Genomic DNA, 21,307 nt, shown 5'->3' with positions numbered 1-21,307 from the left:
CGGTATGTCCCCCGACTTCCTCGGCATGGCAGGCCGTGTCGTCATCGTGTCCGGCGCTGGCGGAGGCGGCATCGGCACCACGGTGACCCGCATGGTCGCCCAGGCCGGCGCGACGGTCATCGCGGTGAGCCGATCCCAGGACAACCTCGACACCCACGTCGCCCCCCTCGCGAAGGAGGGCCTCAAGGTCGTGCCCGTCGCGGCCGACGCGGCGACGGACGAGGGCATCGCGACGGCCCTGGCGGCGGCCCGCGGAGCGGACGGCGACCTCTACGGCCTCGTCAACGTCGCGGGCGGCGCCGCCCCGTCGGACTGGCGGCCCTCCACCCGGGTCACCCGCGAGTCCTGGCGGTCCCTGTTCGCCCAGAACCTGGAAACGATGTTCTTCATGAGCCAGGCGGTCGCCGCCGAGCTCAAGGACCAGGGCCGCAAGGGCTCGATCGTCTCGGTCTCCTCGATCAGCGGGATGAACACCGCGCCGTTCCACATCGGCTACGGCACCGCCAAGGCCGCGCTGGTCGCGGCGACCCGGACGATGGCGGTCGAACTCGCGTCGGCCGAGATCCGGGTGAACGCGGTCGCCCCCGGCGTCACCGCGACGCCCGCCTCGCTCACCTACGTCGAGGCCGACCCCGAGCGGGACGCCCGCGCGATCGCCATGGGGCGCCGCGGCACCCCCGAGGAGCAGGCCGGCGCGATCCTCTTCCTGCTCTCGGACCTGTCGTCCTACGTCACCGGCCAGACCCTGCTGGTGGACGGCGGTCTGAACCTCAAGTGGACCTGGCTGGCCGCCGACAACACCTCGCTGTTCCTCAAGGACGAGGCGTTCCGTACTGAGATCACCCGCTTCTAGCGGAACGCCCCACACGTCAGCAAACCCGCAACCGCACCCCGTCCGCCGACGGGTTGGAGGAAGTCATGAGCGAAACCGCCGACCACACGGACACGGCGGCCGAGGACCTGTCGCGGCCGCTCACCATCGGCGTCGAGGCCTACATCTCCGAGGAGTGGGCCAGGGCCGAGCGCGACAGGCTGTGGGCGAAGGTGTGGCAGCAGGTCGGCCGGGTGGAGGAGCTGCCCGAGGTCGGCGACTTCCTCACCTACGACATCCTGGACGACTCGATCATCGTCGTCCGGACGTCGCCCGACGAGATCCGCGCCCACTACAACGTCTGCTCGCACCGCGGCCGCCGCCTGGTCGACACCCCCGAGGGCGCGCACGACGGACGGGGCAGGGGCCGCCAGTTCGTCTGCGGCTTCCACGGCTGGCGCTACGACCTCGAAGGCCGGTGCACCCGCGTCCCCGAGCGGGAGGACTGGCAGGGCACCCTGACCGACGACAAGATCAAGCTCGGCGAGGTCAGGCTGGAGACCTGGGGCGGCTGGATCTGGATCACCATGGATCCGGACGCCGAGCCGCTGTGGACCTACCTGGAGCCCGCGCCGACCCTGCTCAAGTCGTTCGATCTCGAGCGCTTCCGCTACCGGTGGCGGCGCTGGCTCGTCTTCGACTGCAACTGGAAGGTCGCGCTCGAGGCGTTCAACGAGACGTACCACGTGCCCTACACCCACCCGGAGTTCATCCCCTTCGGCAGCTTCCTCGGCTGGTCCCGGGTCCAGGGCAGGCACAGCAACATCGGCTTCGAGGCCCCCAAGGGCCTGGAGGAGAACCAGGGCAAGCTGCGCATCGGCGGCGGCGTCGACGCCCGCGTCTCGACCGCGGAGATGCAGAACTTCATCTGGGAGAACGCCAACACCAACACCACCGAGACCCTGGTGGACGTCGCCAACCGGCTCGCCGCCGAGCTGCCCGACGGCACCCCGCCCGACCAGGTCGCGAAGTACTGGCTGGAGACGGCCCGCCGCGAGGACGCCGACCGCGGCGTCGTCTGGCCGACGGTCGACCCCGAGGCGGTCGCGGCGAGCGGGACGGCCTGGCAGATCTTCCCCAACTTCCAGATCGGCCACGGGCAGAACAACATGCTCTGCTACAGCGCCCGCCCCTACGGCTACGACCCCGACAAGTGCATCTTCGAGGTCGCCGTCTACCAGCTGTACGCGCCGGGCGAGGAGCCGGAGACCGAGTGGGTCTTCACGCCCCCGGACCACCCGGACTGGCGGACGGTCCTGCCGCAGGACTTCTCCAACATGGCCGCTGTGCAGAAGGGCATGAAGGCCCGCGGTTTCACCGGCCCGAAGCCGAACCCGTACCGCGAGCGCGCAGTGGCGAACCTGCACCACAACCTCGCGAAGTACATGGGCGCCGGCGCCCCGCGCGACCTCGACTGACACCCCACGACCGAGCCCGAGGACCCCCATGCAGCAGAACTGCGCACCCACGGCCACCCCCGAGATCGACCATGACGCGCTGAGAGCCAAGTACCTCGCCGAGCGCGACAAGCGCCTGCGGCCCGAGGGCCAGGCCCAGTACGTCGTCACCGAGGGCGAGTTCGAGGACTACTACGAGGCCGACCCGTACACGCCGGTCACGCCGCGCGAGCCCGTCGTCGAGGAGATCGACGTGGCGGTGCTCGGCGGCGGCTTCGCCGGGCTGGTCGCCGCGGCCCGGATCAAGCAGGCGGGGGCGTCCTCGCTGCGGGTCATCGAGTTCGGCGGCGACTTCGGCGGCGTCTGGTACTGGAACCGCTACCCCGGCATCCAGGTGGACAACGACGCGACCTGCTACCTGCCGCTGCTGGAGGAGGTCGGGTACGTCCCCAAGGAGAAGTACCCCCGCGGCGACGAGGTGTTCGAGCACTGCCAAAGGATCGGCCGGCACTTCGGCCTGTACGAGGACGCCCTGTTCCAGACGCTCGTGAAGTCCCTGGAGTGGGACGCCGCGAGCGAGCGGTGGCTGATCGGCACCAACCGCGGCGACCGGATCAGCGCCCGGTTCGTGGTGATGTGCCAGGGCCCGTTCAACAAGCCGAAGCTGCCCGGCATCCCCGGCATCGCCGACTTCCAGGGCCACACCTTCCACACCGCCCGCTGGGACTACGCCTACACCGGCGGCGACACGCACGGCGGCCTCACCGGGCTGGAAGGCAAGAAGGTCGCCGTCATCGGGACCGGCGCGAGCGGCGTCCAGGTGGTCCCGCACATCGCCCGGTCGGCCGAGCACCTCTACGTCTTCCAGCGCACTCCCTCGTCCATCGACGAGCGCGGCAACGAGCCGATCGACCCCGAGTGGGTCAAGACGCTCAAGCCCGGCTGGCAGGAGGAGATCCGCCGCAACTTCCACACCGCCGCGTTCGAGGCGTTCGCGCCCGGTCAGCCCGACCTCGTCTGCGACGGCTGGACCGAGGTGAGCCGCAACCTCGCCGCCCGCCTGGACGAGACGAACGGATGGGCCGCGCTCGCCGACCCGGCGAAGTTCATGGAGCTGCGCGAGATCGAGGACTACCGGACGATGCAGCGCCTGCGCGACCGCATCGACGAGATCGTCGACGACCCCGCGACGGCCGAGGCCCTGAAGCCCTACTACCGCTTCCTGTGCAAGCGGCCGTGCTTCTCCGAGGAGTACCTGCCCACGTTCAACCGCGAGAACGTCACCCTCATCGACGTGTCGGCGAGCAAGGGCGTCGAGCGGATCACCGCCAAGGGCGTCGTCGCGGGCGGCGTCGAGCACGAGGTGGACTGCGTCATCTTCGCCAGCGGCTTCGAGATCACCACCGACCTCGACCGCCGCCTCGGCATCGCGCCCTTCACCGGACGGGACGGCCTGTCCCTGTACGACCACTGGGCCGACGGCTACAAGACCCTGCACGGCGTCATGAGCCACGGGTTCCCCAACCAGTTCTTCACCGGCTTCATCCAGGGCGGCGTCACCGCGAGCACCACCGCGATGTTCGAGCAGCAGGCCCGGCACATCGGCCACATCATCGGCGCCGCGCTGGAGCGGGGCGCCACGACGGTCGAGCCGACCGCGGAGGCGCAGGACGCGTGGGTGACGACGATCCGGGAGAGCGCGGTCGACAACAGCCTCTTCCAGCGCGAGTGCACCCCCGGCTACTACAACAACGAAGGCGAGACGAAGATCCGCTCGCACCTCGGCGACCCCTACTGGCCGGGCTTCTACGTGCTGGAGGACCTGCTCGAAGGGTGGCGCGGCAAGGGCGACCTCGAAGGGCTCTCCCTGAAGGGCTCCGCCGAGGAGAAGGAACATGCCTGATCTGCGCTTCGACGGCCGGGTCGCGGTCGTCACCGGCGCCGGACGCGGGCTCGGGCGGGAGTACGCGCTGCTGCTCGCGTCCCGGGGCGCGAAGGTCGTCGTCAACGACCCGGGCGGGGCGCTCACCGGAGAGGGATCCGACGACGGGCCCGCGCACGACGTCGTCCGGGAGATCACCGAGGCCGGGGGCGAGGCCGTCGCGAGCACCGCGTCGGTCGCGACCGCCGACGGCGGCCGGGAGATCGTCGAGACCGCGGTGAAGCACTACGGGCGGATCGACGTCCTGGTGCACAACGCCGGGATCGTCCGGCCCGCCTCGCTCAAGGAGATGACGTACGAGGACTTCGACGCCGTCCTCGACGTCCATCTGCGCGGGGCGTTCCATGTCGTGCGGCCCGCGTTCCCGCTCATGTGCGACGCCGGGTACGGGCGGATCGTCCTGACGTCCTCGATCGGCGGGCTGTACGGCAACCACAGGGTCGCCAACTACGGCATGGCCAAGGCCGGGATCATCGGGCTGTCCAACGTGGTCGCGCTGGAAGGCGCGGCCGAGGGCGTCCGGTGCAACGTCATCGTGCCCGGCGCGCTGACCCGGATGGCCGAGGGCATCGACACCTCCGCCTACCCGCCGATGGGGGCCGACCTCGTCGCGCCCGTCGTCGGGTGGCTCGCGCACGAGACCTGCTCGATCACCGGCGAGCTGCTCGTCTCGATCGCCGGCCGCGTCGCGCGCGCCTTCGTCGGCGAGACGCCGGGCGTGTATCTGCCGTCCTGGACGGTCGAGGACGTCGCCGGGAACCTCGCCGCGATCCGGGACGCCGCCGAGCCGTGGGTCCTGCCGGTCGTGCCGTCGGCCCACATCGACCACATCCGCACCAGCTTCGCGATGGCCGCGCAAGGCAGCGCGGGAAGGCAAGGGGAATCATGACGGTCAAGGTCTACGAACGCATCCTCGACCTCCTGGAGGCCGAGGGGATCAGGACGATCTTCGGGATCCCCGATCCCAACTTCGTGCACATGTTCCACCTCGCCGAGGAGCGCGGCTGGAACGTCGTCGCACCGCACCACGAGGAGTCGGCCGGATTCATGGCCGAGGCGGTCTCCCGGATGACGGGCGGGCCCGCCGTGTGCATCGGGACGCTCGGGCCCGGGGTCGCCAACCTCGCCGGGGCGATGATGTGCGCGAAGGTCGAGAACTCGCCCGTCATCTTCTTCGGCGGGCAGCGGGCCAGGATCACCGAGCAGCGGGTCCGGCGCGGCCGGATCCAGTTCGTCAAGCAGGCCGAGCTGTTCGAGCCTTCGGTGAAGTACTCCGCGAGCATCGAGTACGCCGACCAGACGGACGAGGTGATCCGGGAAGGGCTGCGCAAGGCGCTCAGCGGGACGCCCGGACCGGTCTACATCGAGTACCCCTCGCACGTCATCCTCGAGGAGCTCGACGTGCCCGAGGCGCTGCCGCCGTCGCGGTACCGGCTGGTCGGGCAGACCGCCGGGCAGGACGGGATCGACGAGGCGGCGCGGCTCATCCGGGCGGCGGAGAAGCCGATCCTGCTGGTCGGGCACGGGGTGCACACCTCGCGGGCCGGCGAGTCGGTGAAGGCGCTCGCGGACCTGATGGCCTGCCCCGTCATCCAGACGTCCGGCGGCACCTCCTACATCAAGGGCCTGGAAGACCGGACGTTCCCCTACGGTTTCTCGCCTTCGGCGATCGAGGCCGTGGTGGGCTCCGACCTGTGCCTGGCGATCGGCACCGAGCTCGGCGAACCCGTCCACTACGGACGGGGACGGCACTGGGTCGCGGGCGAGGCGAACCGGTCCTGGATCCTCATCGAGCAGGATCCCGAGGCCATCGGCGTCAACCGGGCGATCGACGTGCCGCTCGTCGGCGACCTGCGCGCGATCGTGCCGCAGCTCGTCGCGGCGCTGTCCGACACGCCGCGCGAGGCGTCGCCCGACCTGGAGCGCTGGATCCGCGAGGACGCCGAGCGGCTCGCCGAGCTCGCCGCCACGGCTCCGTCGGGCCTGTCGCCCGTCCACCCGGCGCGGCTCATCGTGGAGGCCACCAAGGTCTTCCCGGCCGACGGGATCATGGTCCGCGACGGCGGCGCCACCACGATCTTCGGCTGGACCTACTCGCAGGCCAAACCGCACGACGTCATGTGGAACCAGAACTTCGGGCACCTCGGCACCGGGCTTCCCTACGCCGTCGGGGCCGGGGTCGCCGACGGGGGCCGCCGCCCGATGATGCTCATCACCGGCGACTCCTCCTTCCAGTTCCACATCGCCGAACTGGAGACCGCGGCGCGGCTGAACCTGCCGCTGGTGTGCGTCGTGGCCGTGGACTACGCGTGGGGCCTCGAGGTCGGCGTCTACAAGCGGACCTTCGGCCAGGGCTCCCTGGAGACGGGGACGCACTGGAGCACCGCGACCCGGCTGGACAAGGTCGCCGAGGGCTTCGGCTGCTACGGCGAGTACGTCGAGCGGGACGAGGACATCGCGCCCGCGATCAAGCGCGCGTACGCCAGCGGGAAGACCGCGGTGATCCACGTCGCGGTCGACCCGAAGGCGAACTCCGAGGAGATGCCCAGCTACGACGAGTTCCGCACCTGGTACGCCGAAGGCACCCAGTGACCTCCCCGATGACGACGAGAAGGACAGACCATGCGTGAGTACCTGAAGTTCTACATCGGCGGTCAGTGGGTCGACCCGGCCTCGGACACCACGTTCGACGTGATCGACCCGGCGACCGAGGAGGTCGCGGGGAAGGTCGCGGCGGGGAACGCGACCGACGTCGACCGGGCCGTCTCCGCCGCGCGCGCCGCGCTCCCGGCCTGGTCGGCGACGACCGTGGCCGCGCGGATCGCGCTGCTCCAGAGCGTCCTCGACGTCTACGGCAAGCGCTCCGCCGACCTCGGCGCCGCCCTCACCGAGGAGATGGGCGCGCCCGCCTCCCTCGCCAACGGCTTCCAGGTGCAGCTCGCGGCGGGCCACCTGGTCAAGGCGATCGAACTGCTCGAGGAGTTCTCCTTCGAGGAGCAGCGCGGCCCGACGCTCGTCGTCAAGGAGCCGATCGGGGTCTGCGGGCTCATCACCCCGTGGAACTGGCCGATGAACCAGATCGCGGTGAAGCTCTTCCCGGCCCTCGCGACCGGCAACACCGTGGTGCTCAAGCCGTCGGAGCGCTCGCCGTTCACCGGGCAGATCTTCGCCGAGATCCTGGACGCCGCGGGCGTCCCGGCCGGCGTCTTCAACCTCGTGCAGGGCGACGGCCTGGGCGTCGGCGTCCCGCTGTCGGCCCACCCCGACGTGGACATGGTGTCGTTCACCGGCTCGACCCGGGCCGGCATCGAGATCGCGCGGAACGCGGCCCCGACCGTCAAGCGGGTGACGCAGGAGCTGGGCGGCAAGGGCCCGAACATCGTCCTCGACGACGCCTCCTTCGCGGCGAACGTCGCCGGGGGCGTCGGGGCGATGATGGGCAACTCGGGGCAGACGTGCAGCGCGCCCGCCCGGATGCTGGTGCCCGCCGCGCGGATGGCCGAGGCTATCGCGATCGCGAAGGAGACCGCCGCGACCGTCACGGTCGGCGACCCGCACGGCGACTTCACGATCGGCCCGGTCGTCGCCGGATCGCAGTTCGACCACATCCAGGCGCTCATCCAGAAGGGCATCGACGAGGGCGCGACGCTCGTCGCGGGCGGCACCGGCCGGCCCGACGGGCTGGAGCGCGGCTTCTACGTGAAGCCGACGGTCTTCGCGAACGTCACCTCGGAGATGGCGATCGCCCGCGAGGAGATCTTCGGCCCCGTCCTGGTGATCCTCGGCTACGCCGACCTCGACCAGGCCGTCGAGATCGCCAACGACACCGAGTACGGGCTCGCCGCGTACGTCAACGGCGAGGACCTGGACACCGCGCGTTCCCTGGCCCGGCGCATCCGCGCGGGCTGGGTCAACATCAACGACGGCTTCGACTTCGGCTGCCCGTTCGGCGGCTACAAGAAGAGCGGCAACGGCCGCGAATGGGGCGACTTCGGCTTCCAGGAGTACCTGGAGGTCAAGGGCATCCTCGGCTACGCGCCGGACGACGCCGCCTCCTAGCGGCCCCACCTGGAGAAAGGAACGAGATGGGCGCGATCGCCACGCGGAGACTGAGCGAGCATGTGGGCGCCGAGGTCCTGGACGTCGATCTGGACAGACTGCTCGGTGACGAGGATCTGCCAGAGGCGTGCCTGGAGGCGCTGGAGGAGCACGGGGTGCTCCTCTTCCGGGAACTGCACGTGGACGACGCCGCACAGGTGGCGTTCTGCCGGAGACTGGGCGACCTCGTCCAGTTCCCGAAGTACGCCAACCCGGACGTCATGGAGATCAGCTTCGACCCCGGCAATCCGAACGTCGAGTACTTCGCCAGCAACGACTACTGGCACATCGACGGGGCCCTGGACGACATCCCCGCCAAGGCGTCCATCCTCAGCGCGCGGGTGACGGCCCGGGTGGGCGGTGAGACGGAGTTCGCGAGCACCTACGCGGCCTACGACATGCTCACCGAGGCGGAGCAGGCACGGTTCGCCGACCTGCGCGTCGTGCACACCTTCGAGGCGATCCAGCGGCTCACCTACCCCGACCCGACGCCCGCGCAGATCGCGGAATGGGCTTCGCGGACCGTCCGGGAGCACCCGCTCGTGTGGGAGCACCGGACGGGCCGCAGGTCGGTGGTGTTCGGCGCGACCGCGTCGCACATCGCCGGGATGGACCTCGAGGAAGGCCGGGCGCTGCTGGCCGACCTCGAGGCGCGGGCGACCGCGCCGGACCGGATCCTGCGGCACACCTGGACGGTCGGCGACATGGTCATCTGGGACAACCGCGGGCTCGTCCACCGGGCCTGCGCGTTCGACCGGACCGAGCCGCGCCGGATGCACCGCACGACCCTCGTCGGCGACGAGGAGATCGCGTGAGCGAGCGCACGGCGATCGTCACGGGCGGCGGGTCCGGGATCGGGGCCGCCGTCGGGCGGCGGCTGGCCGCCGACGGGACACGGGTCGCGCTGCTCGATCTCGACGGGGAAGCCGCCGAGACGGCGGCCGCGGAGATCGAGAAGGAGGGCGGGACCGCGATCGGGCTCGCCGTGGACGTCACCGACCGGGCCGCGATCGACGCGGCGGTGGCCGACACGCGGACCCGGCTGGGCCGTCCGGTGATCCTGGTGACCAGCGCCGGGGCGGCCCCGATCCACCCGTTCCTCACCATCACGGCCGAGGACTGGCAGCGGACGCTCGCGGTGAACCTCACCGGGACGTTCGACTGCTGCCAGGCGGTCCTCCCCGACATGGTCGAGGAGGGCTGGGGGCGGATCGTCACGATCTCGTCGTCCAGCGTGCACAGCGGGGCGCCCGCGATGGCCGGGTACGTCTCGGCCAAGTCGGGCGTCGTCGGGCTCACCAAGGTCCTCGCGCGGGAGTTCGCGGGCAAGGGGATCACGGTGAACACCGTCCCGCCCGGCTTCATCGACTCGCCGATGCTGCGCGCGACCGTCGCCCAGGGCCTCTTCGCCCTGGAGGACGAGATCGCGGAGACCCCGGTCGGCAGGGTCGGCCGGCCCGAGGACGTCGCCGCGACCTGCGCGTTCCTGGTGAGCGAGGACGCCTCCTACATCACGGGCCAGATCATCGGCGTCAACGGAGGGCGCAACATATGACCTGTGCCGATATTCCGGAGGGCGGGACCGGGGAGACCCGGATCCCGCCCGTGCCCCGGGCCGAGTGGTCGGCGGAGATGTCCGAGTTCGTCGCGGGGTTCCAGTCCGCGGTGCACGCCGGCAGCCCGGCCGAGGGCCGCCAGCCGGGATCGAACCTCCTCGGCACCTTCGCCCGCCACCCGTCCCTGGCCAAGGCCTACCTCACCTTCAACGGCCATCTCCTGAACGGCTCGGCGCTCAGCCCCCGGCAGCGGGAACTGCTCGTGCTTCGGGTCGCGCACCTGCGCGACTGCGCGTACGAATGGGCGCAGCACGCCGTCCTCGGCGCCCGCGCGGGCCTCTCCCCCGAGGAGATCGCCCGGGTCGCCGACGATCCGGGCTCGTCCGAGTGGGCGGCCACCGACCGCGCGCTGCTCGCCGCCGCCGACGAGCTCCTCGCCGACGGCGAGGTCTCGGCGGCCACCTGGGCGGCCCTCGCCACGGAGTTCGACGACCAGGGGCTCATGGACCTCGTCTTCACCGTCGGCGCCTACGGCCTCCTCGCCATGGCGCTGCGCTCCTTCGGCGTCCAGCCCGAGACCGAACTCCTCCCCCACCTGCCCGGCCGCCTATGATGGTGAGACGCCCTCAGGTTCCGCCCGCGCCGAGGGCGTCTCACCCTTCACCGGCGGGCGGCACGGGAGGGGCGCCATGGCCGGATCCACCGCGGAGGCGGCGCCCTACATAGCCCGGCGCCCCAAGCGCGCGGACGGCGCCCGCAACTACGACGCGATCCTCGCCGCCGCCCGCGCCGCGTTCGAGGCCGACGGCTCCGAAGCGTCCCTCGAGGACATCGCGGCCCACGCGGGCGTCGCCATCGGCACCCTCTACCGCCACTTCCCGACCCGCGCCGTCCTCGTGGAGGCCGCGACCCGCGAGGGCCTGGCCTCCCTCGTCGCCGAGGCCACCCGCCTCACCGAGGCCGAAGACCCCCTCCCGGCGCTCCAGGAGTGGATGACGCACGCCGTCCGCCACTTCAGCGTCTTCCGCGGCCTCGTCGGCATCCTCTCCCGCAGCATGTACGACGAGGGCACCCCCTCCCACGCCATGTGCGCCGCCATGCACGAAAGCGGTGCCCGCCTCCTCACCCGAGCCCACACCGCGGGGACCGTCCGCCCCGACTTCACCCCCACCGACCTCTTCGACCTCCTCACCGCCGCCGCCTGGATCCGCGAGAACGCCGCCCCAGGCCACGACGGCTCCACCCGCATGCTCCGCCTCGCCCTGGAAGGCATCACCCTCCCGCCCTCCTAGCCCGTCGGCGCCGCGACCGCGCCGGCCTTCATCGCGTCGGTGCCGGTCGGCACCGCCCCGACCGCGATGGGCCGGGCCTCCGCCTGGTCCAGGACCGGAGCGACCGGCCGCGCGGCGCGTCGCCCCGGACCCCTGTTCGAGTCCTCCCACAGCGTGCGGAACACCGGGACGACGTCCGTCGCGTACCCGCGGGCGACCGCGCGGAGGACACCGCGGGGCGCCTGGAGATCCCCCGGCAGCCTACGAACGCCCGCTGACACTCTGTCTCGTGCGCGGCGAGCGGGGGCCGAACCAGGCGAGCAGGGTGATGAGCAGGGCGAGGAGCACCAGGGCGGAGGCCGCGGTGAACACGGCGGAGATGTTCTCGGCGGGGCCGCCCGGGCCGGCGTAGGGCACGAGCAGGAGGGCCAGACCTAGGGAGCCGCCGATGGTGAGGGCGGTTTGGAGGAGGCCCGCGGCGACGCCCGCGTACTCGGCGGGGGCCGTGGTGAGGACGATCATGTTGAAGGGGATGATGGCGACGCCGACGCCCAGGCCGATGAGGATGATCGGGGCGAGGATCCCGGTGAGGTAGGTGCTGTCGCCGTCGAGTGCGGTGAGCCGGCCGACGCCGGCGAGGACGGGGAGCAGGCCGACGACGCCGCGGACGCGCAGGTCGATGCCGCTGAGGCGCCGGGTGAGGAACTGGGTGCCGACCAGGAGGGCGAGGCCGAAGGGGAGGACGGCGAGGCCGCTGCGGAGGGCGTCCAGGCCGAGCACGGTCTGGAGGTACTGGACGAGGTAGACCAGGAAGCCCGTGAGGACGGCGGCGAGCAGCAGCAGGCCGAGCACCGCGCCCGCGCGCTCGCGGGAGGCGAAGACGCGCAGCGGGAGCAGGGGCTCCGGAGAGCGCGCGTCGGAGAACACGAGCAGCGCGGCGAGGACCGCCGCCGCGGTGAGCGCCGCGATCGTCCACGGGTCCGTCCAGCCCGCCTCCGCCGCGTGCACGAGGCCGTAGACGGCGGCGCCGACCGTCGCGGTCACCAGCACGGCGCTGGTCAGGCCGAGCGGACGGGTCCGGGTCCGCGGGTCGCGGAGGCCGAGCGCGCGCACGGCGACGGCGATCAGGGCGAGACCGAGCGGCACGTTCACCAGCAGGCTCCAGCGCCAGTCCCCCGCCCAGGTGAGCAGGCCGCCGAGGATCAGGCCGGCCGAGGCGCCGAGGCCGGTGACCGTCGAGTACAGGCCGAAGGCCCGCTCCCTGCGGTCGTCGGCCGAGACCTGGGCGAGCAGGGCGAGGCCGGTCGGCCCGGCCAGCGCGGCGCCCGCGCCCTGCAGGACGCGCCCGATGAGCAGCACCTCGAAGGCGGGCGCGAGTCCGGCGATGAGGGAGGCCGCGACGACGAGGCCGATGCCGGTGAGGAAGACGCGGCGGTGCCCGAGCACGTCGCCGAGCCGTCCGGCGAACAGGAGCAGGCCGCCGAAGGCGAGGAAGAAGGCGTTGGGCACCCACGTGCCCTCGGCGACGGCGACGCCGAGATCGGATTGCAGGGTCGGCAGCGCAACGTTCACGACGGTGCCGTCGAGTTGCAGCAGGAACTCCGCGCCGACGATCGCGGTGAGGGCCAGTGCCCACGCGCTCGTGCGGGGCTCACCCGCCCTGTCGGTAGCACTCTCAGCGGTCATCGACCCTCCGATTCCACAGCCCTGCGACACGAGGATGAGGCACCCTCACCTTATGCCTCGGAACCTTAACCTGAGGGACCCTCCCTTTTCTAGCCCCGGCCCCGGATCCCCTTGCCGCGACCACCCGGAGTCGTTCATGGCGCCGACTTTCGTTCGCCCCGCGATCGCAACTTGCGCCACGTAGGAAGACAGGAGAACGGGCGCTTGCTTTGGGGAATCCGCACTCTCAGGGAGTCTGCATGGACGGGCGCTTCGGCGTCGGAAGAGCGGCCGAGTTCCAGGACGCGGTGAGCGGATGCGTGTTCCGCTTCGGGGAGCCCGCGGCCTGGCCGGAACTGTGGGAACGCTGCCTGGCCGGTGTCCTGGCGGCATACCGGTCCTTCGGGGTGGAGGCCGCCGTGGAGTATCCGGGGGTGCGCGACGGCCGGACGACGTCGTACTTCGCCGTGGCCATGGACCCGCGAGGCGAGGTGGTGGGAGGCGCGAGGGTCCTCTGGCCGTACCGGCGGCTCGACGACGTGCACGCGCTGCGGGCGTGGGCCGGGCGGCCCGGCGAGCAGGAGTTCCGCGACGCGCTCGCCGCCCGCTTCGCCGACGGAATCGTGGAGCTCAAGGCGGGCTGGACCGACCGGGGCAGACGGCTGCCCGGGCTGAGCGCGGCCCTGTCCCGCTGCATGGCGCACGGGGCCTGGCTGCACGGCGTCCGCTACAGCCTGCTGACCTCCTCCGACCACTCCCTCACCCGGTACCTGGACGCGGGCGCGGAGGTCGCGGCGAACGTGTCGCCGGTGCCGTACCCGGACGAACGGTACAAGACCGTCCCGCTGTGGTGGGACCTGCTCTCCTACCGGGAGACGGCGCTGCCCGACCAGGCCGCGCTGATCGACGACGAACGCGCGCAACTGATCCGATCCGCGACCGAGACGACGAGCCGAGGCGGCCTCTGATGACCGACACCGACGAGCAGGAGTACCGACCGCTGATCCTCGACCCGTCCGATGCCCGCGACGGCTCCGTGCTCGACGGCCTCCGCTCGCGCGGGGACCTGGAGGTGCGGGACCTGCGGGAGCGGATCCGGGCGGAGGCCGCCGGGCTGCTCGATCGTCCCGAGACCGGGGAGGGTCCGGAGGCCGATCGGTGGGTGCACTACCCGTGGCGGCGGAGCCTCATCGCGTTGCCCGGCCCGCGCACCCTGCGCCTGGTCCGCCTCGACCGCAATCGCAACAAGCTCACCCGCGACGAGCAGGACCGGCTCGGCTCGCTGATCGTGGGCGTCGTCGGCCAGAGCGTCGGCCACGCCATCGCGCACACCCTCGCCTTGGAGGGCGTCTGCGCCGAACTCCGCCTCGCCGACTTCGACACCCTCGAACTCGCCAACCTCAACCGAGTCCCGGCGACCCTGTTCGACCTCGGCCTCGACAAGGCGGTGGTGACGGCCCGGCGGATCGCCGAACTCGACCCCTACCTACCCGTCACCGTTCTGCCCACGGGCATCACCGACGAGGTGATCGACGCGTTCTTCGCCGGCCTGTCGATCGTCGTGGAGGAATGCGACTCCCTCGACGTCAAGCTCGCCGTCCGCGAGGCGGCACGCCGGTACCGGATCCCGCTGCTGATGGAGACCAGCGACCGGGGCCTCCTGGACGTCGAACGCTACGACCTCGAGCCGGACCGTGAGCCCTTCCACGGCCTGCTCGACGGCGTCGGACGGGCCGAGCTGAACGGCCTGTCGACCCGGGAGAAGGCCCCGTACGTGCTGCGCGTCGTCGACGCCCAGGGCATGTCGGCCGACGCCGCCGCGAGCCTCGTCGAGATCGACCGGACCCTGTCGAGCTGGCCGCAGCTCGGCGGCGACGTCCAGCTCGGCGGCGCCACCGTCGCGGCGGCCGTGCGCCGTATCGGCCTGGAGCGGCCGCTGCCGTCCGGACGCACAAGGGTCGACGTCGAGCGCTCCCTCGACGAGCTGGCCGTCCCGGTCGCCCCGCCCGCGCCGGACTGGAGCGCAGCCGCCGCGGCCGCGCCCCCGACCGCGGCCGACCTGGCGGAACTCCCGGTCGCCGAAGCGGTCGCCGTCTGCGCGGGCCTCGCCCCGTCCGGCGGCAACGTCCAGCCCTGGACCATCACCACGAACGACGACGCGCTCCGCATCGAACTCGACCCGAAAGCCACCACCGCCATGGACACCGGCCACCGCGGCAGCGCCATCGCCATCGGCGCCGCCCTGCACAACGCACGAATCGCCGCCGCGTCCTACGGGCTCCTCGGCCACACCGAGATCACGGAGGGCCCGACCGCACTGACCGCCACCCTCCACTGGGGCACCCGAACCGACCCCGACCTGGCCCGCGACCTCCCCCACGTCCTCTCCCGCCACACCAACCGGCGTCCGGGCGGCGGCGTGCTCGCTCCGGAGGTCCTGGAGGCCCTGGCACAGGCGGCGCGGGCGGCAGGTGGCACGATCCGCGCGATCACCGACGGCTTGGCGGAGGCGGCGACGCTGCTGGCCGCCTCCGACCGGATCCGCTACCTGACCCCCGCCCTGCACGCCGAGATGTTCGCCGAACTGCGCGGTCCGCAGGACGACCTGGAGACCGGCCTGGACCTGCGCACGATGGAACTGGCCCCGGACGAGCTCGCGACGCTCGGCGTCGTGGGCCGCCCGGACGTCATGGCCAGGGTCCACGCCTTCGGCGGCGGCGCCGCCCTCGGCGCGTACACCCTGGGCCGGATCCGTGCCTCTTCGGCCCTGTTGGCCGTCTGCTTCGGCTTCGACGGCCCGGCACCCGGCCTCACCGACTATGTGAAGGCCGGCGCCGCGGTCCAGCGCGTCTGGATCGAGGCAGACCGCCACGGCCTCGCCGTCCAGCCCGTCTCCCCCGTCTTCCTCTACGCCGCCACCCCCGCCGAGATCGCCGCGGCCGCCCCGGCGTTCGCGCCCGAACTCGCGTCCCTGCGCGACCGCTTCCTGACCCTCCTGGCGGTCCCGCCCACCGAAGCCGTCGCCCTCGTCCTGCGCCTCTCCCACGCCTCCCCCGCCACCGCCCGCAGCCTTCGCAGACGACCGGCGGGGAACCGCTCCCCCCGGCCGTGACGGCCCGGAGGGCGCGGTCCCGTCCTCCCGGGTGGGGGAGGACGGGGGTCAGGGGCGGGCGCCCGTCTTGGCCTGCTGGATCAGGCGGTAGACCTCGCTGCGAAGTTCCGCGAAGCGGGGCAGTGAGCGGGTGCCGAGCTGGTCGCGCTCCTCCGGCAGGTCGACCGCGACCTCGGCGAGCACGACGGTCGGCGCGTTCGACAGGACGATGACGCGCCGGCCGAGGTAGACCGACTCGTCGATGTCGTGGGTGACGAACAGGACGGTGACACCGAGGCGCCGCCAGAGAGAGCGGACCAGGTCCTCGAGGTCCGCGCGGGTCTGCGCGTCGACCGCGGCGAACGGCTCGTCCATGATCAGGATCTGCGGCTCATAGGCGACGGCGCGGGCGATCGCGACCCGCTGCTGCATGCCGCCCGACAGCTGCCAAGGGTGCGACCCGTGGACGTGGGCCAAGCCGACGGCCTCGAGCGCGCTCTCGACCAGCCTCTTGCGCTCGGCCTTGGGAACCCGCTTCTCCTTGAGCGGCAACTCCACGTTCTGGCGGACGGTCATCCACGGGAAGAGGCTACGGCCGTACTCCTGGAACACCACGGCCATGCCGGGCGGCGGGCCCTTCACCCGGTCGCCTTGCAGCACGACGTGGCCGCCCGTGGCGTCCAGCAGGCCGGCGACGCACTTGAGCAGCGTCGTCTTGCCCGCGCCCGACGGTCCGACGATGCAGACGAGTTCGCCCCGCTCGACGGAGAAGGTCAGGTCGCCGACGGCCTCGACGCCGCCGCCCCGTCCCGGATAGACCTTCTTCAGGTTCCGGACGTCGAGCAGCGCGGGCGCGGCGGAAATGTCGGTGGTCATGGTCAACCCTCTCGTTGCACCTTGCGCAGGCCCGTGTACCAGCGCAGCGCCCGTGCCTCCACGAGCTGGAAGAGCGCCGACAGCACGATGCCGATGAGGCCGAGCAGAATGATCCCGGTCCACATCTGCGGGATCGCGAAGGTGCGCTGGAACTGGATGATGGTGAAGCCGACGCCGTTGCTCGCGGCGAACATCTCGCTGATCACCATGAGGATGATCCCGATGGACAGCGCCTGCCGGGCGCCCGCGCAGATCTGCGGCGACGCCCCGGGCAGCACCAGCCGGAGCAGCCGGGTCGCCGGGCGCATCCGGTAGCAGCGCGCGGTGTCCCGCAGGACTTCGTCCAGGCCCCGGACGCCCTCGACCGTGTTGAGCAGTACCGGCCAGACGCAGCCGGACACGATGACCAGCACCTTCATCCCGTCGCCGATCCCGGCGAAGAGCATCAGGACGGGCACGAGCACCGGCGGCGGGATCGCCCGGAAGAACTCGAGGACGGGCTCCAGCACGCCCCGCAGCGTCCGGAACGAGCCGATCGCGACGCCGAGGCCGACGCCGAGCGCCACCGCGAGCACGTAGCCGGTGAGCAGGCGGACGAGGCTGGGCAGCACGTCGGAGGTGAGCCGCCCGGTGAACCAGGTGTCGGCGAACTCGCCGAGGATGGTGCTGAGCGGCGGCCAGAAGACGTCGGTGCTGCTCTCCGTCGTCGCCCACCAGAGCGCGACGAGCAGGACCGGCACCGCGATCAGCGCGACGGCCCGGGCCGCGAGGTTCCGGAGCGTCATGCGACCGCCTCTCCGCGGACGGACGGGTGCCAGCGCAGCACCCGGCGTTCCGCGGCGCGAGCCGCGGCGTTGACGGCGACCCCGATGAGCCCGACGACGATGACGAGCGCGTACATCGCGGCGACCGCCCCTGACGTCTGGGCGACCGCGATCTGCGCGCCGAGTCCCGGAGAGCCGATGACCAGCTCGCCGGTGATCTCCAGGATGAGCGCGACCGCCGCGCCGAGCCGGAACCCGGTCATCGCGTACGGCAGCGCGGTCGGCCAGAGCACCGTCCGGATCCGGGTGAACTGCCGGAACCGGAACGAGCGCGCGGTCTCGCGGGCGACCGGGTCCACGTCGCGCACCCCGTACAGGACCTGTACGAGGACCTGCCAGAACGAGGCGTAGACGACGAGGAGAAGGGTCGAGCGCATGTCGGTGCCGAACAGCAGCACCGCGAGCGGGATCAGCGCGACCGAGGGGATCGGCCGCAGGAACTCGATGGTCGAGGTCAGCGCGGCCCGCAGCGGCGGCAGCGCGCCGACGAGCAGGCCGAGCGCCACCCCGGCGAGGGTCGCGAGGACCAGGCCCAGGGCCCAGCCGCGCAGGGTCTCGGTGAGGGAGACCCAGAATTCGCGCTGCCCGGTCTGCTCGGCGAGCGCGGCGGCCATCGCGCTGAACGGCGGCAGGTACCGCTCGTCCACCAGGCCGATCCGCGGTGCCGCTTCGACCGTGGCGACGAGCCCGGCCAGCCCGAGCGCGCCGAGCGCCCAGGCGGGCAGGGGGCGGTGACGGCGTCCGCCCCGGCCCGGCGCGTCCGCCGTCACCGCCGACCTCACGGCAGGAGCCCGGCGGTGTCGGGGGCGGTCTCGATCAGCCCGTCCTGGACGGCGAGGGCCGCCAGGGTGTCCAGCGAGTCCTTGTTCACCTCGGCGGGGAAGTTCGGCAGCGTCAGGTCGGGGAGGAGGGCGGCGTCGATCTTGGTGTAGGTCAGCAGGATCTGGCGCACCGCGTCGGGATTGTCGGCGGCGTACTTCAGCGACTTCTGCATGGCCGCGGTGAACTTCGTGACGAGTTCCGGCTGCGCCTCGGCGGTCTGCTCCGAGGTGAAGTAGCCGGCGATCGTCAAATTCGGCGCGGTGTCGACGTAGTTGGAGGCGACGAGCCGGTTTCCGGCCTTGAGTCCGGTCGCCAGGAACGGCTCGACGACCTGGACGGCGTCCACGTCGCCCTTGTCGAGCGCGGCGAGCATGTCGGGGAAGGCCAGCTCGGTGAACTTCACGCCCGAGGCGTCACCGCCGGCGGCCTTGATCGAGGCGCGGACCGTGGTGTCGTTGATGTTGTTCAGGGTGTTGACCGCGACGCTCTTGCCCGCGAGGTCCTTGGCGGTCTTCACGGGGCTGTCGGCCTTGACGAGCACGCCGCCGAAGTCCTTGCCCTGCGCGCCGGTCGAGCCCGCGCCGGGCGCGACGACCTTGAGCGGCAGGTTCTTGGACTTGGCGATGAGCAGGGAGGTGAAGTTGCTGAACCCGAACTCCACCTGGCCGCTGACGACGGCCGGGACGATCGCGGCGCCGCCCTGCGCGGAGACGAGTTCCAGCTTCAGGCCCTGCTCCTTGAAGAAGCCCTGCTTGTCGCCCAGGTAGATCGGCGCGACGTCGACGATGGGGATGACGCTCACCTTGACGGTGGTCTCGCCGGACGCGTCCTTGGTCGCGGTCTCGCCGCCGCAGGCGGTGAGGGCGAGAAGGGAGAAGGCGGCCAGGGCCGCGCTGATTCTTTTCACGGTGCTGCTCCATGAGGTCGGGATGGGGTGTGGAGCGTGGGCCGTGCCTCCCCGAGGGCTCGGCCGGGTGGTGCCGTTGATGCTACGAATGTGCCGACCAGATTGTCAACGATTTGCACACCAACTAATGCGCCAACCTCGTATCCACAATCGGACGCCACGGAGATCCTCGGGCATGGCTGCGCGACCGCCGGCGCGGAACGTCCGACGGTCGCGGGAACCCCTGCTCAGGGGCCTATCGATCAGGATCGGGAGAGGACGCCCGTGGGTGACGGGGGCGGGGTGAAGCCCGAGATCTGGGTGATGACGTCGCGCAGGTGCGCGCGCATGGCCGCCTCGGCGGCCTCCTGGTCGCGGGCGACGATCGCGTCGATGATCCGTTCGTGCTGGACGAGGGAGACCGTGGAGCGGCCGGGCTGGAGCGAGAGCCGGAACTGGTGGCGGACGAGCTGGCCCTGGAGGCGGGCGAGGATCGTGCGCGCGGTGTCCTGGCCCGCGATCTCCTGGACGAGCGCGTGCAGCACCGCGTTGAGGTCGGAGTACCCGAGCGGGTCATGGCCCTCGACCCGCTCGCGCATCGCGCGCCGGATCTCCAGCAGCCGTTCGGCCTGCCCGGGCGTCACCCGCTCGGCCGCCTTGGCCGCCAGCAGGCCCTCCAGCACCATCCGGACCTCGGTGATCTCGACCGCCTCGGCCGTGGAGATCACCCGGACCCTGGCGCCCTTGTTGCGCTGCACCTCGACCAGGCCGTCGGCGAGGAGTTCGCGCAGCGCCTGGCGCACCGTGGACCTGCTGACGTCGTAGAGCTCGCACAGCTCGGACTCCACAAGGCGCTGGCCCGCCGCGAACTGCCCGTCGAGCACGGCGCGACGGATCTTCGCCACAAGCTCCCGGGGATCACCCGCGTTCATCCGTCTGCTCTCCTCGCCGAGATAGCGCGGCACCGCACGCCGGAGGCCCGACGCACGGTGACCGAAGTTGTCGACATTATAGGTGCGGACCCTGTGCCGCTGATCGCCGAGTGGACCGCTAGGTGATCACGGGCGTGCCGTGCGTGTGGAACGACTCGATCGTCTTGAGCCCCCACGCCTGGCCCTTGGCCCGCTCGGCCTGGGTCCAGGTGATGGTCTCCCAGTCCGGCGCGAGCATCAGCCGGGCGCCCGCGTTGCACAGCTCGATCCGGTTGCCGCCCGGTTCCCAGACGTACAGGAAGAACGTCTGCTGGATGGCGTGCTTGTGCGGACCGGTCTCGATGTGGATCCCGGCCTCGAGAAAGACGTCGGCGGCGCGCAGGATGTCCTCGCGGGTGTCCGTCGCGAACGCCACGTGGTGCAGCCGGCCGCGCGCGCCGAGCCAGTCGGAGGTGTAGACGACGTCGTAGGACTTGTCGCTGATGGAGTACCAGATCGCGGCGGTCTCGCCCGCGTCGGTGACGATCCGCTCGGTGGCGCGGGCCCCGAGCGTCCCGAACATGAAGTCCGACGCGGCCGGCACGTCGGCCGCCAGGAAGTTGAGGTGGTCGAGCCGGCGCACGTTCGCGCCGCGCCCGGGGAAGCGGGACGCCTGGTTCTTCAGCGACGGCCTGTGCTCCTCGGTCGGCACGTACCGCTTCGTCTCGAAGTAGAGGCCGAGCTCGTGGCCGTCGGTGTCGCGGCAGTGGAAGACGGGGCCGAGACCGTACTCGGTGTCGCGCCAGCCGTCGCCGAGCCCGGCCGCCTCGACCGCCGCGACCCTGCGGCTCAGCGCGTCCGGGCTGGAGGCGCGCAGATACGTGCGGCCGATCCCCGCCTGCTCCCGGCCGGTGATCTTGACGGTGTACGCCTCGTAGTCGTCCCAGGCGTGGACGTAGATCGAGTCGCCCTCCCGGTGGACCTCCTTCATCGCCATCAGGTCGACGAAGAAGTCCCGGGTCTCCTCGGGCACTGCGGTGTAGAGCTCGACCGAGCCCAGATGGGCGAGGTCGCGGAATCCTTCGGGCTGCAAGGGG

The 21,307-nt window shown here is 71.8% G+C and carries 20 protein-coding genes; 12 read left to right on the top strand and 8 right to left on the bottom strand.

Annotation, left to right across the window (positions count from 1 at the left end; genetic code table 11):
• Nucleotides 1–4: 4 nt before the first annotated feature.
• From EDD29_RS13625 to EDD29_RS13580, 10 genes are all read left to right on the top strand, one after another.
• Nucleotides 5–853: an SDR family NAD(P)-dependent oxidoreductase gene (locus tag EDD29_RS13625; protein WP_123664755.1), complete on the top strand. Its 849-nt coding sequence runs from the start codon at nucleotides 5–7 to the stop codon at nucleotides 851–853.
• A 65-nt stretch (nucleotides 854–918) separates the two neighbouring features.
• Nucleotides 919–2,289: an aromatic ring-hydroxylating oxygenase subunit alpha gene (locus tag EDD29_RS13620; protein WP_123664754.1), complete on the top strand. Its 1,371-nt coding sequence runs from the start codon at nucleotides 919–921 to the stop codon at nucleotides 2,287–2,289.
• A gap of 28 nt (nucleotides 2,290–2,317) precedes the next feature.
• A complete protein-coding gene (locus EDD29_RS13615; protein ID WP_123664753.1) occupies nucleotides 2,318–4,171 on the top strand; it encodes a flavin-containing monooxygenase in 1,854 nt (617 codons plus the stop codon).
• Nucleotides 4,164–5,099 carry an SDR family NAD(P)-dependent oxidoreductase gene (locus tag EDD29_RS13610; RefSeq protein WP_123664752.1) on the top strand — a complete coding sequence of 312 codons (936 nt, stop codon included), beginning with the start codon at nucleotides 4,164–4,166 and terminating at the stop codon, nucleotides 5,097–5,099. The genes EDD29_RS13615 and EDD29_RS13610 overlap by 8 nt, the downstream gene beginning before the upstream one ends.
• A complete protein-coding gene (locus tag EDD29_RS13605) occupies nucleotides 5,096–6,802 on the top strand; it encodes a thiamine pyrophosphate-binding protein (protein WP_123664751.1) in 1,707 nt (568 codons plus the stop codon). Before EDD29_RS13610 ends, EDD29_RS13605 begins: the two co-directional genes overlap by 4 nt.
• A gap of 30 nt (nucleotides 6,803–6,832) precedes the next feature.
• A complete protein-coding gene (locus EDD29_RS13600) occupies nucleotides 6,833–8,269 on the top strand; it encodes an aldehyde dehydrogenase family protein (protein ID WP_123664750.1) in 1,437 nt (478 codons plus the stop codon).
• Between the two features lie 26 nt (nucleotides 8,270–8,295).
• Nucleotides 8,296–9,123: a TauD/TfdA dioxygenase family protein gene (locus EDD29_RS13595; RefSeq protein WP_123664749.1), complete on the top strand. Its 828-nt coding sequence runs from the start codon at nucleotides 8,296–8,298 to the stop codon at nucleotides 9,121–9,123.
• On the top strand, nucleotides 9,120–9,863 hold the full coding sequence (locus EDD29_RS13590) for an SDR family NAD(P)-dependent oxidoreductase (RefSeq protein ID WP_123664748.1): 744 nt from the start codon (nucleotides 9,120–9,122) through the stop codon (nucleotides 9,861–9,863). The genes EDD29_RS13595 and EDD29_RS13590 overlap by 4 nt, the downstream gene beginning before the upstream one ends.
• Entirely contained in the window at nucleotides 9,860–10,477 is a 618-nt protein-coding gene (locus EDD29_RS13585) for a carboxymuconolactone decarboxylase family protein (protein ID WP_123664747.1), read from the top strand. The genes EDD29_RS13590 and EDD29_RS13585 overlap by 4 nt, the downstream gene beginning before the upstream one ends.
• 76 nt (nucleotides 10,478–10,553) lie before the next feature.
• Entirely contained in the window at nucleotides 10,554–11,156 is a 603-nt protein-coding gene (locus tag EDD29_RS13580) for a TetR/AcrR family transcriptional regulator (RefSeq protein ID WP_123664746.1), read from the top strand.
• Here EDD29_RS13580 and EDD29_RS13575 read toward each other — a convergent pair.
• Together EDD29_RS13575 and EDD29_RS13570 are read right to left on the bottom strand one after the other, a co-directional pair.
• On the bottom strand, nucleotides 11,153–11,416 hold the full coding sequence (locus EDD29_RS13575; protein ID WP_123664745.1) for a hypothetical protein: 264 nt from the start codon (nucleotides 11,414–11,416) through the stop codon (nucleotides 11,153–11,155). The two genes, EDD29_RS13580 and EDD29_RS13575, sit on opposite strands and share 4 nt — an antisense overlap.
• On the bottom strand, nucleotides 11,397–12,821 hold the full coding sequence (locus EDD29_RS13570) for an MFS transporter (RefSeq protein ID WP_123664744.1): 1,425 nt from the start codon (nucleotides 12,819–12,821) through the stop codon (nucleotides 11,397–11,399). The genes EDD29_RS13575 and EDD29_RS13570 overlap by 20 nt, the downstream gene beginning before the upstream one ends.
• Nucleotides 12,822–13,060: 239 nt before the next feature.
• Between EDD29_RS13570 and EDD29_RS13565 the strand changes: the two genes are divergently transcribed.
• On the top strand, nucleotides 13,061–13,768 hold the full coding sequence (locus EDD29_RS13565) for a hypothetical protein (RefSeq protein ID WP_123664743.1): 708 nt from the start codon (nucleotides 13,061–13,063) through the stop codon (nucleotides 13,766–13,768).
• The gene (locus tag EDD29_RS13560) at nucleotides 13,768–15,912 is read left to right on the top strand and encodes an Rv1355c family protein (protein ID WP_123664742.1); all 2,145 of its coding nucleotides are present in this window, start codon (nucleotides 13,768–13,770) and stop codon (nucleotides 15,910–15,912) included. The genes EDD29_RS13565 and EDD29_RS13560 overlap by 1 nt, the downstream gene beginning before the upstream one ends.
• A 48-nt stretch (nucleotides 15,913–15,960) precedes the next feature.
• On the opposite strand, the gene EDD29_RS13555 is transcribed toward EDD29_RS13560, so the two are convergent.
• The 6 genes from EDD29_RS13555 to EDD29_RS13530 form a co-directional block, all read right to left on the bottom strand.
• Nucleotides 15,961–16,767: an ABC transporter ATP-binding protein gene (locus tag EDD29_RS13555; protein ID WP_123664741.1), complete on the bottom strand. Its 807-nt coding sequence runs from the start codon at nucleotides 16,765–16,767 to the stop codon at nucleotides 15,961–15,963.
• Between the two features lie 2 nt (nucleotides 16,768–16,769).
• A complete protein-coding gene (locus tag EDD29_RS13550) occupies nucleotides 16,770–17,552 on the bottom strand; it encodes an ABC transporter permease (protein WP_123664740.1) in 783 nt (260 codons plus the stop codon).
• Nucleotides 17,549–18,361 (bottom strand): ABC transporter permease, encoded by an 813-nt coding sequence (locus tag EDD29_RS13545; protein WP_211359705.1) that lies wholly within the window; start codon nucleotides 18,359–18,361, stop codon nucleotides 17,549–17,551. Before EDD29_RS13545 ends, EDD29_RS13550 begins: the two co-directional genes overlap by 4 nt.
• 8 nt (nucleotides 18,362–18,369) lie before the next feature.
• Entirely contained in the window at nucleotides 18,370–19,320 is a 951-nt protein-coding gene (locus tag EDD29_RS13540; RefSeq protein WP_123664739.1) for an ABC transporter substrate-binding protein, read from the bottom strand.
• 242 nt (nucleotides 19,321–19,562) lie between these two features.
• Entirely contained in the window at nucleotides 19,563–20,231 is a 669-nt protein-coding gene (locus EDD29_RS13535) for a GntR family transcriptional regulator (protein WP_123664738.1), read from the bottom strand.
• Between the two features lie 118 nt (nucleotides 20,232–20,349).
• Complete coding sequence (locus EDD29_RS13530) at nucleotides 20,350–21,303, bottom strand: VOC family protein (RefSeq protein ID WP_246052749.1); 954 nt, start codon at nucleotides 21,301–21,303, stop codon at nucleotides 20,350–20,352.
• Nucleotides 21,304–21,307 lie beyond the last annotated feature (4 nt).

It is taken from the genome of Actinocorallia herbida (assembly GCF_003751225.1).
GTDB lineage: Bacteria > Actinomycetota > Actinomycetes > Streptosporangiales > Streptosporangiaceae > Actinocorallia > Actinocorallia herbida.
The sequence above is the reverse complement of the archived record's forward strand: the minus strand, read 5'-3'. Positions and strand labels throughout refer to the sequence as shown.

Excerpts from the sequence above, each read along its gene's own strand:
- EDD29_RS13625 (WP_123664755.1), top strand. The coding sequence starts at position 5 with ATGTCCCCCGACTTCCTCGGCATGGCAGGCCGTGTCGTCATCGTGTCC.
- EDD29_RS13560 (WP_123664742.1), top strand. The coding sequence starts at position 13,768 with ATGACCGACACCGACGAGCAGGAGTACCGACCGCTGATCCTCGACCCG.
- EDD29_RS13610 (WP_123664752.1), top strand. The coding sequence starts at position 4,164 with ATGCCTGATCTGCGCTTCGACGGCCGGGTCGCGGTCGTCACCGGCGCC.
- EDD29_RS13615 (WP_123664753.1), top strand. The coding sequence starts at position 2,318 with ATGCAGCAGAACTGCGCACCCACGGCCACCCCCGAGATCGACCATGAC.
- EDD29_RS13570 (WP_123664744.1), bottom strand. The coding sequence starts at position 12,821 with ATGACCGCTGAGAGTGCTACCGACAGGGCGGGTGAGCCCCGCACGAGC.
- EDD29_RS13595 (WP_123664749.1), top strand. The coding sequence starts at position 8,296 with ATGGGCGCGATCGCCACGCGGAGACTGAGCGAGCATGTGGGCGCCGAG.
- EDD29_RS13585 (WP_123664747.1), top strand. The coding sequence starts at position 9,860 with ATGACCTGTGCCGATATTCCGGAGGGCGGGACCGGGGAGACCCGGATC.
- EDD29_RS13580 (WP_123664746.1), top strand. The coding sequence starts at position 10,554 with ATGGCCGGATCCACCGCGGAGGCGGCGCCCTACATAGCCCGGCGCCCC.
- EDD29_RS13565 (WP_123664743.1), top strand. The coding sequence starts at position 13,061 with ATGGACGGGCGCTTCGGCGTCGGAAGAGCGGCCGAGTTCCAGGACGCG.
- EDD29_RS13555 (WP_123664741.1), bottom strand. The coding sequence starts at position 16,767 with ATGACCACCGACATTTCCGCCGCGCCCGCGCTGCTCGACGTCCGGAAC.
- EDD29_RS13535 (WP_123664738.1), bottom strand. The coding sequence starts at position 20,231 with ATGAACGCGGGTGATCCCCGGGAGCTTGTGGCGAAGATCCGTCGCGCC.
- EDD29_RS13605 (WP_123664751.1), top strand. The coding sequence starts at position 5,096 with ATGACGGTCAAGGTCTACGAACGCATCCTCGACCTCCTGGAGGCCGAG.
- EDD29_RS13550 (WP_123664740.1), bottom strand. The coding sequence starts at position 17,552 with ATGACGCTCCGGAACCTCGCGGCCCGGGCCGTCGCGCTGATCGCGGTG.
- EDD29_RS13620 (WP_123664754.1), top strand. The coding sequence starts at position 919 with ATGAGCGAAACCGCCGACCACACGGACACGGCGGCCGAGGACCTGTCG.
- EDD29_RS13600 (WP_123664750.1), top strand. The coding sequence starts at position 6,833 with ATGCGTGAGTACCTGAAGTTCTACATCGGCGGTCAGTGGGTCGACCCG.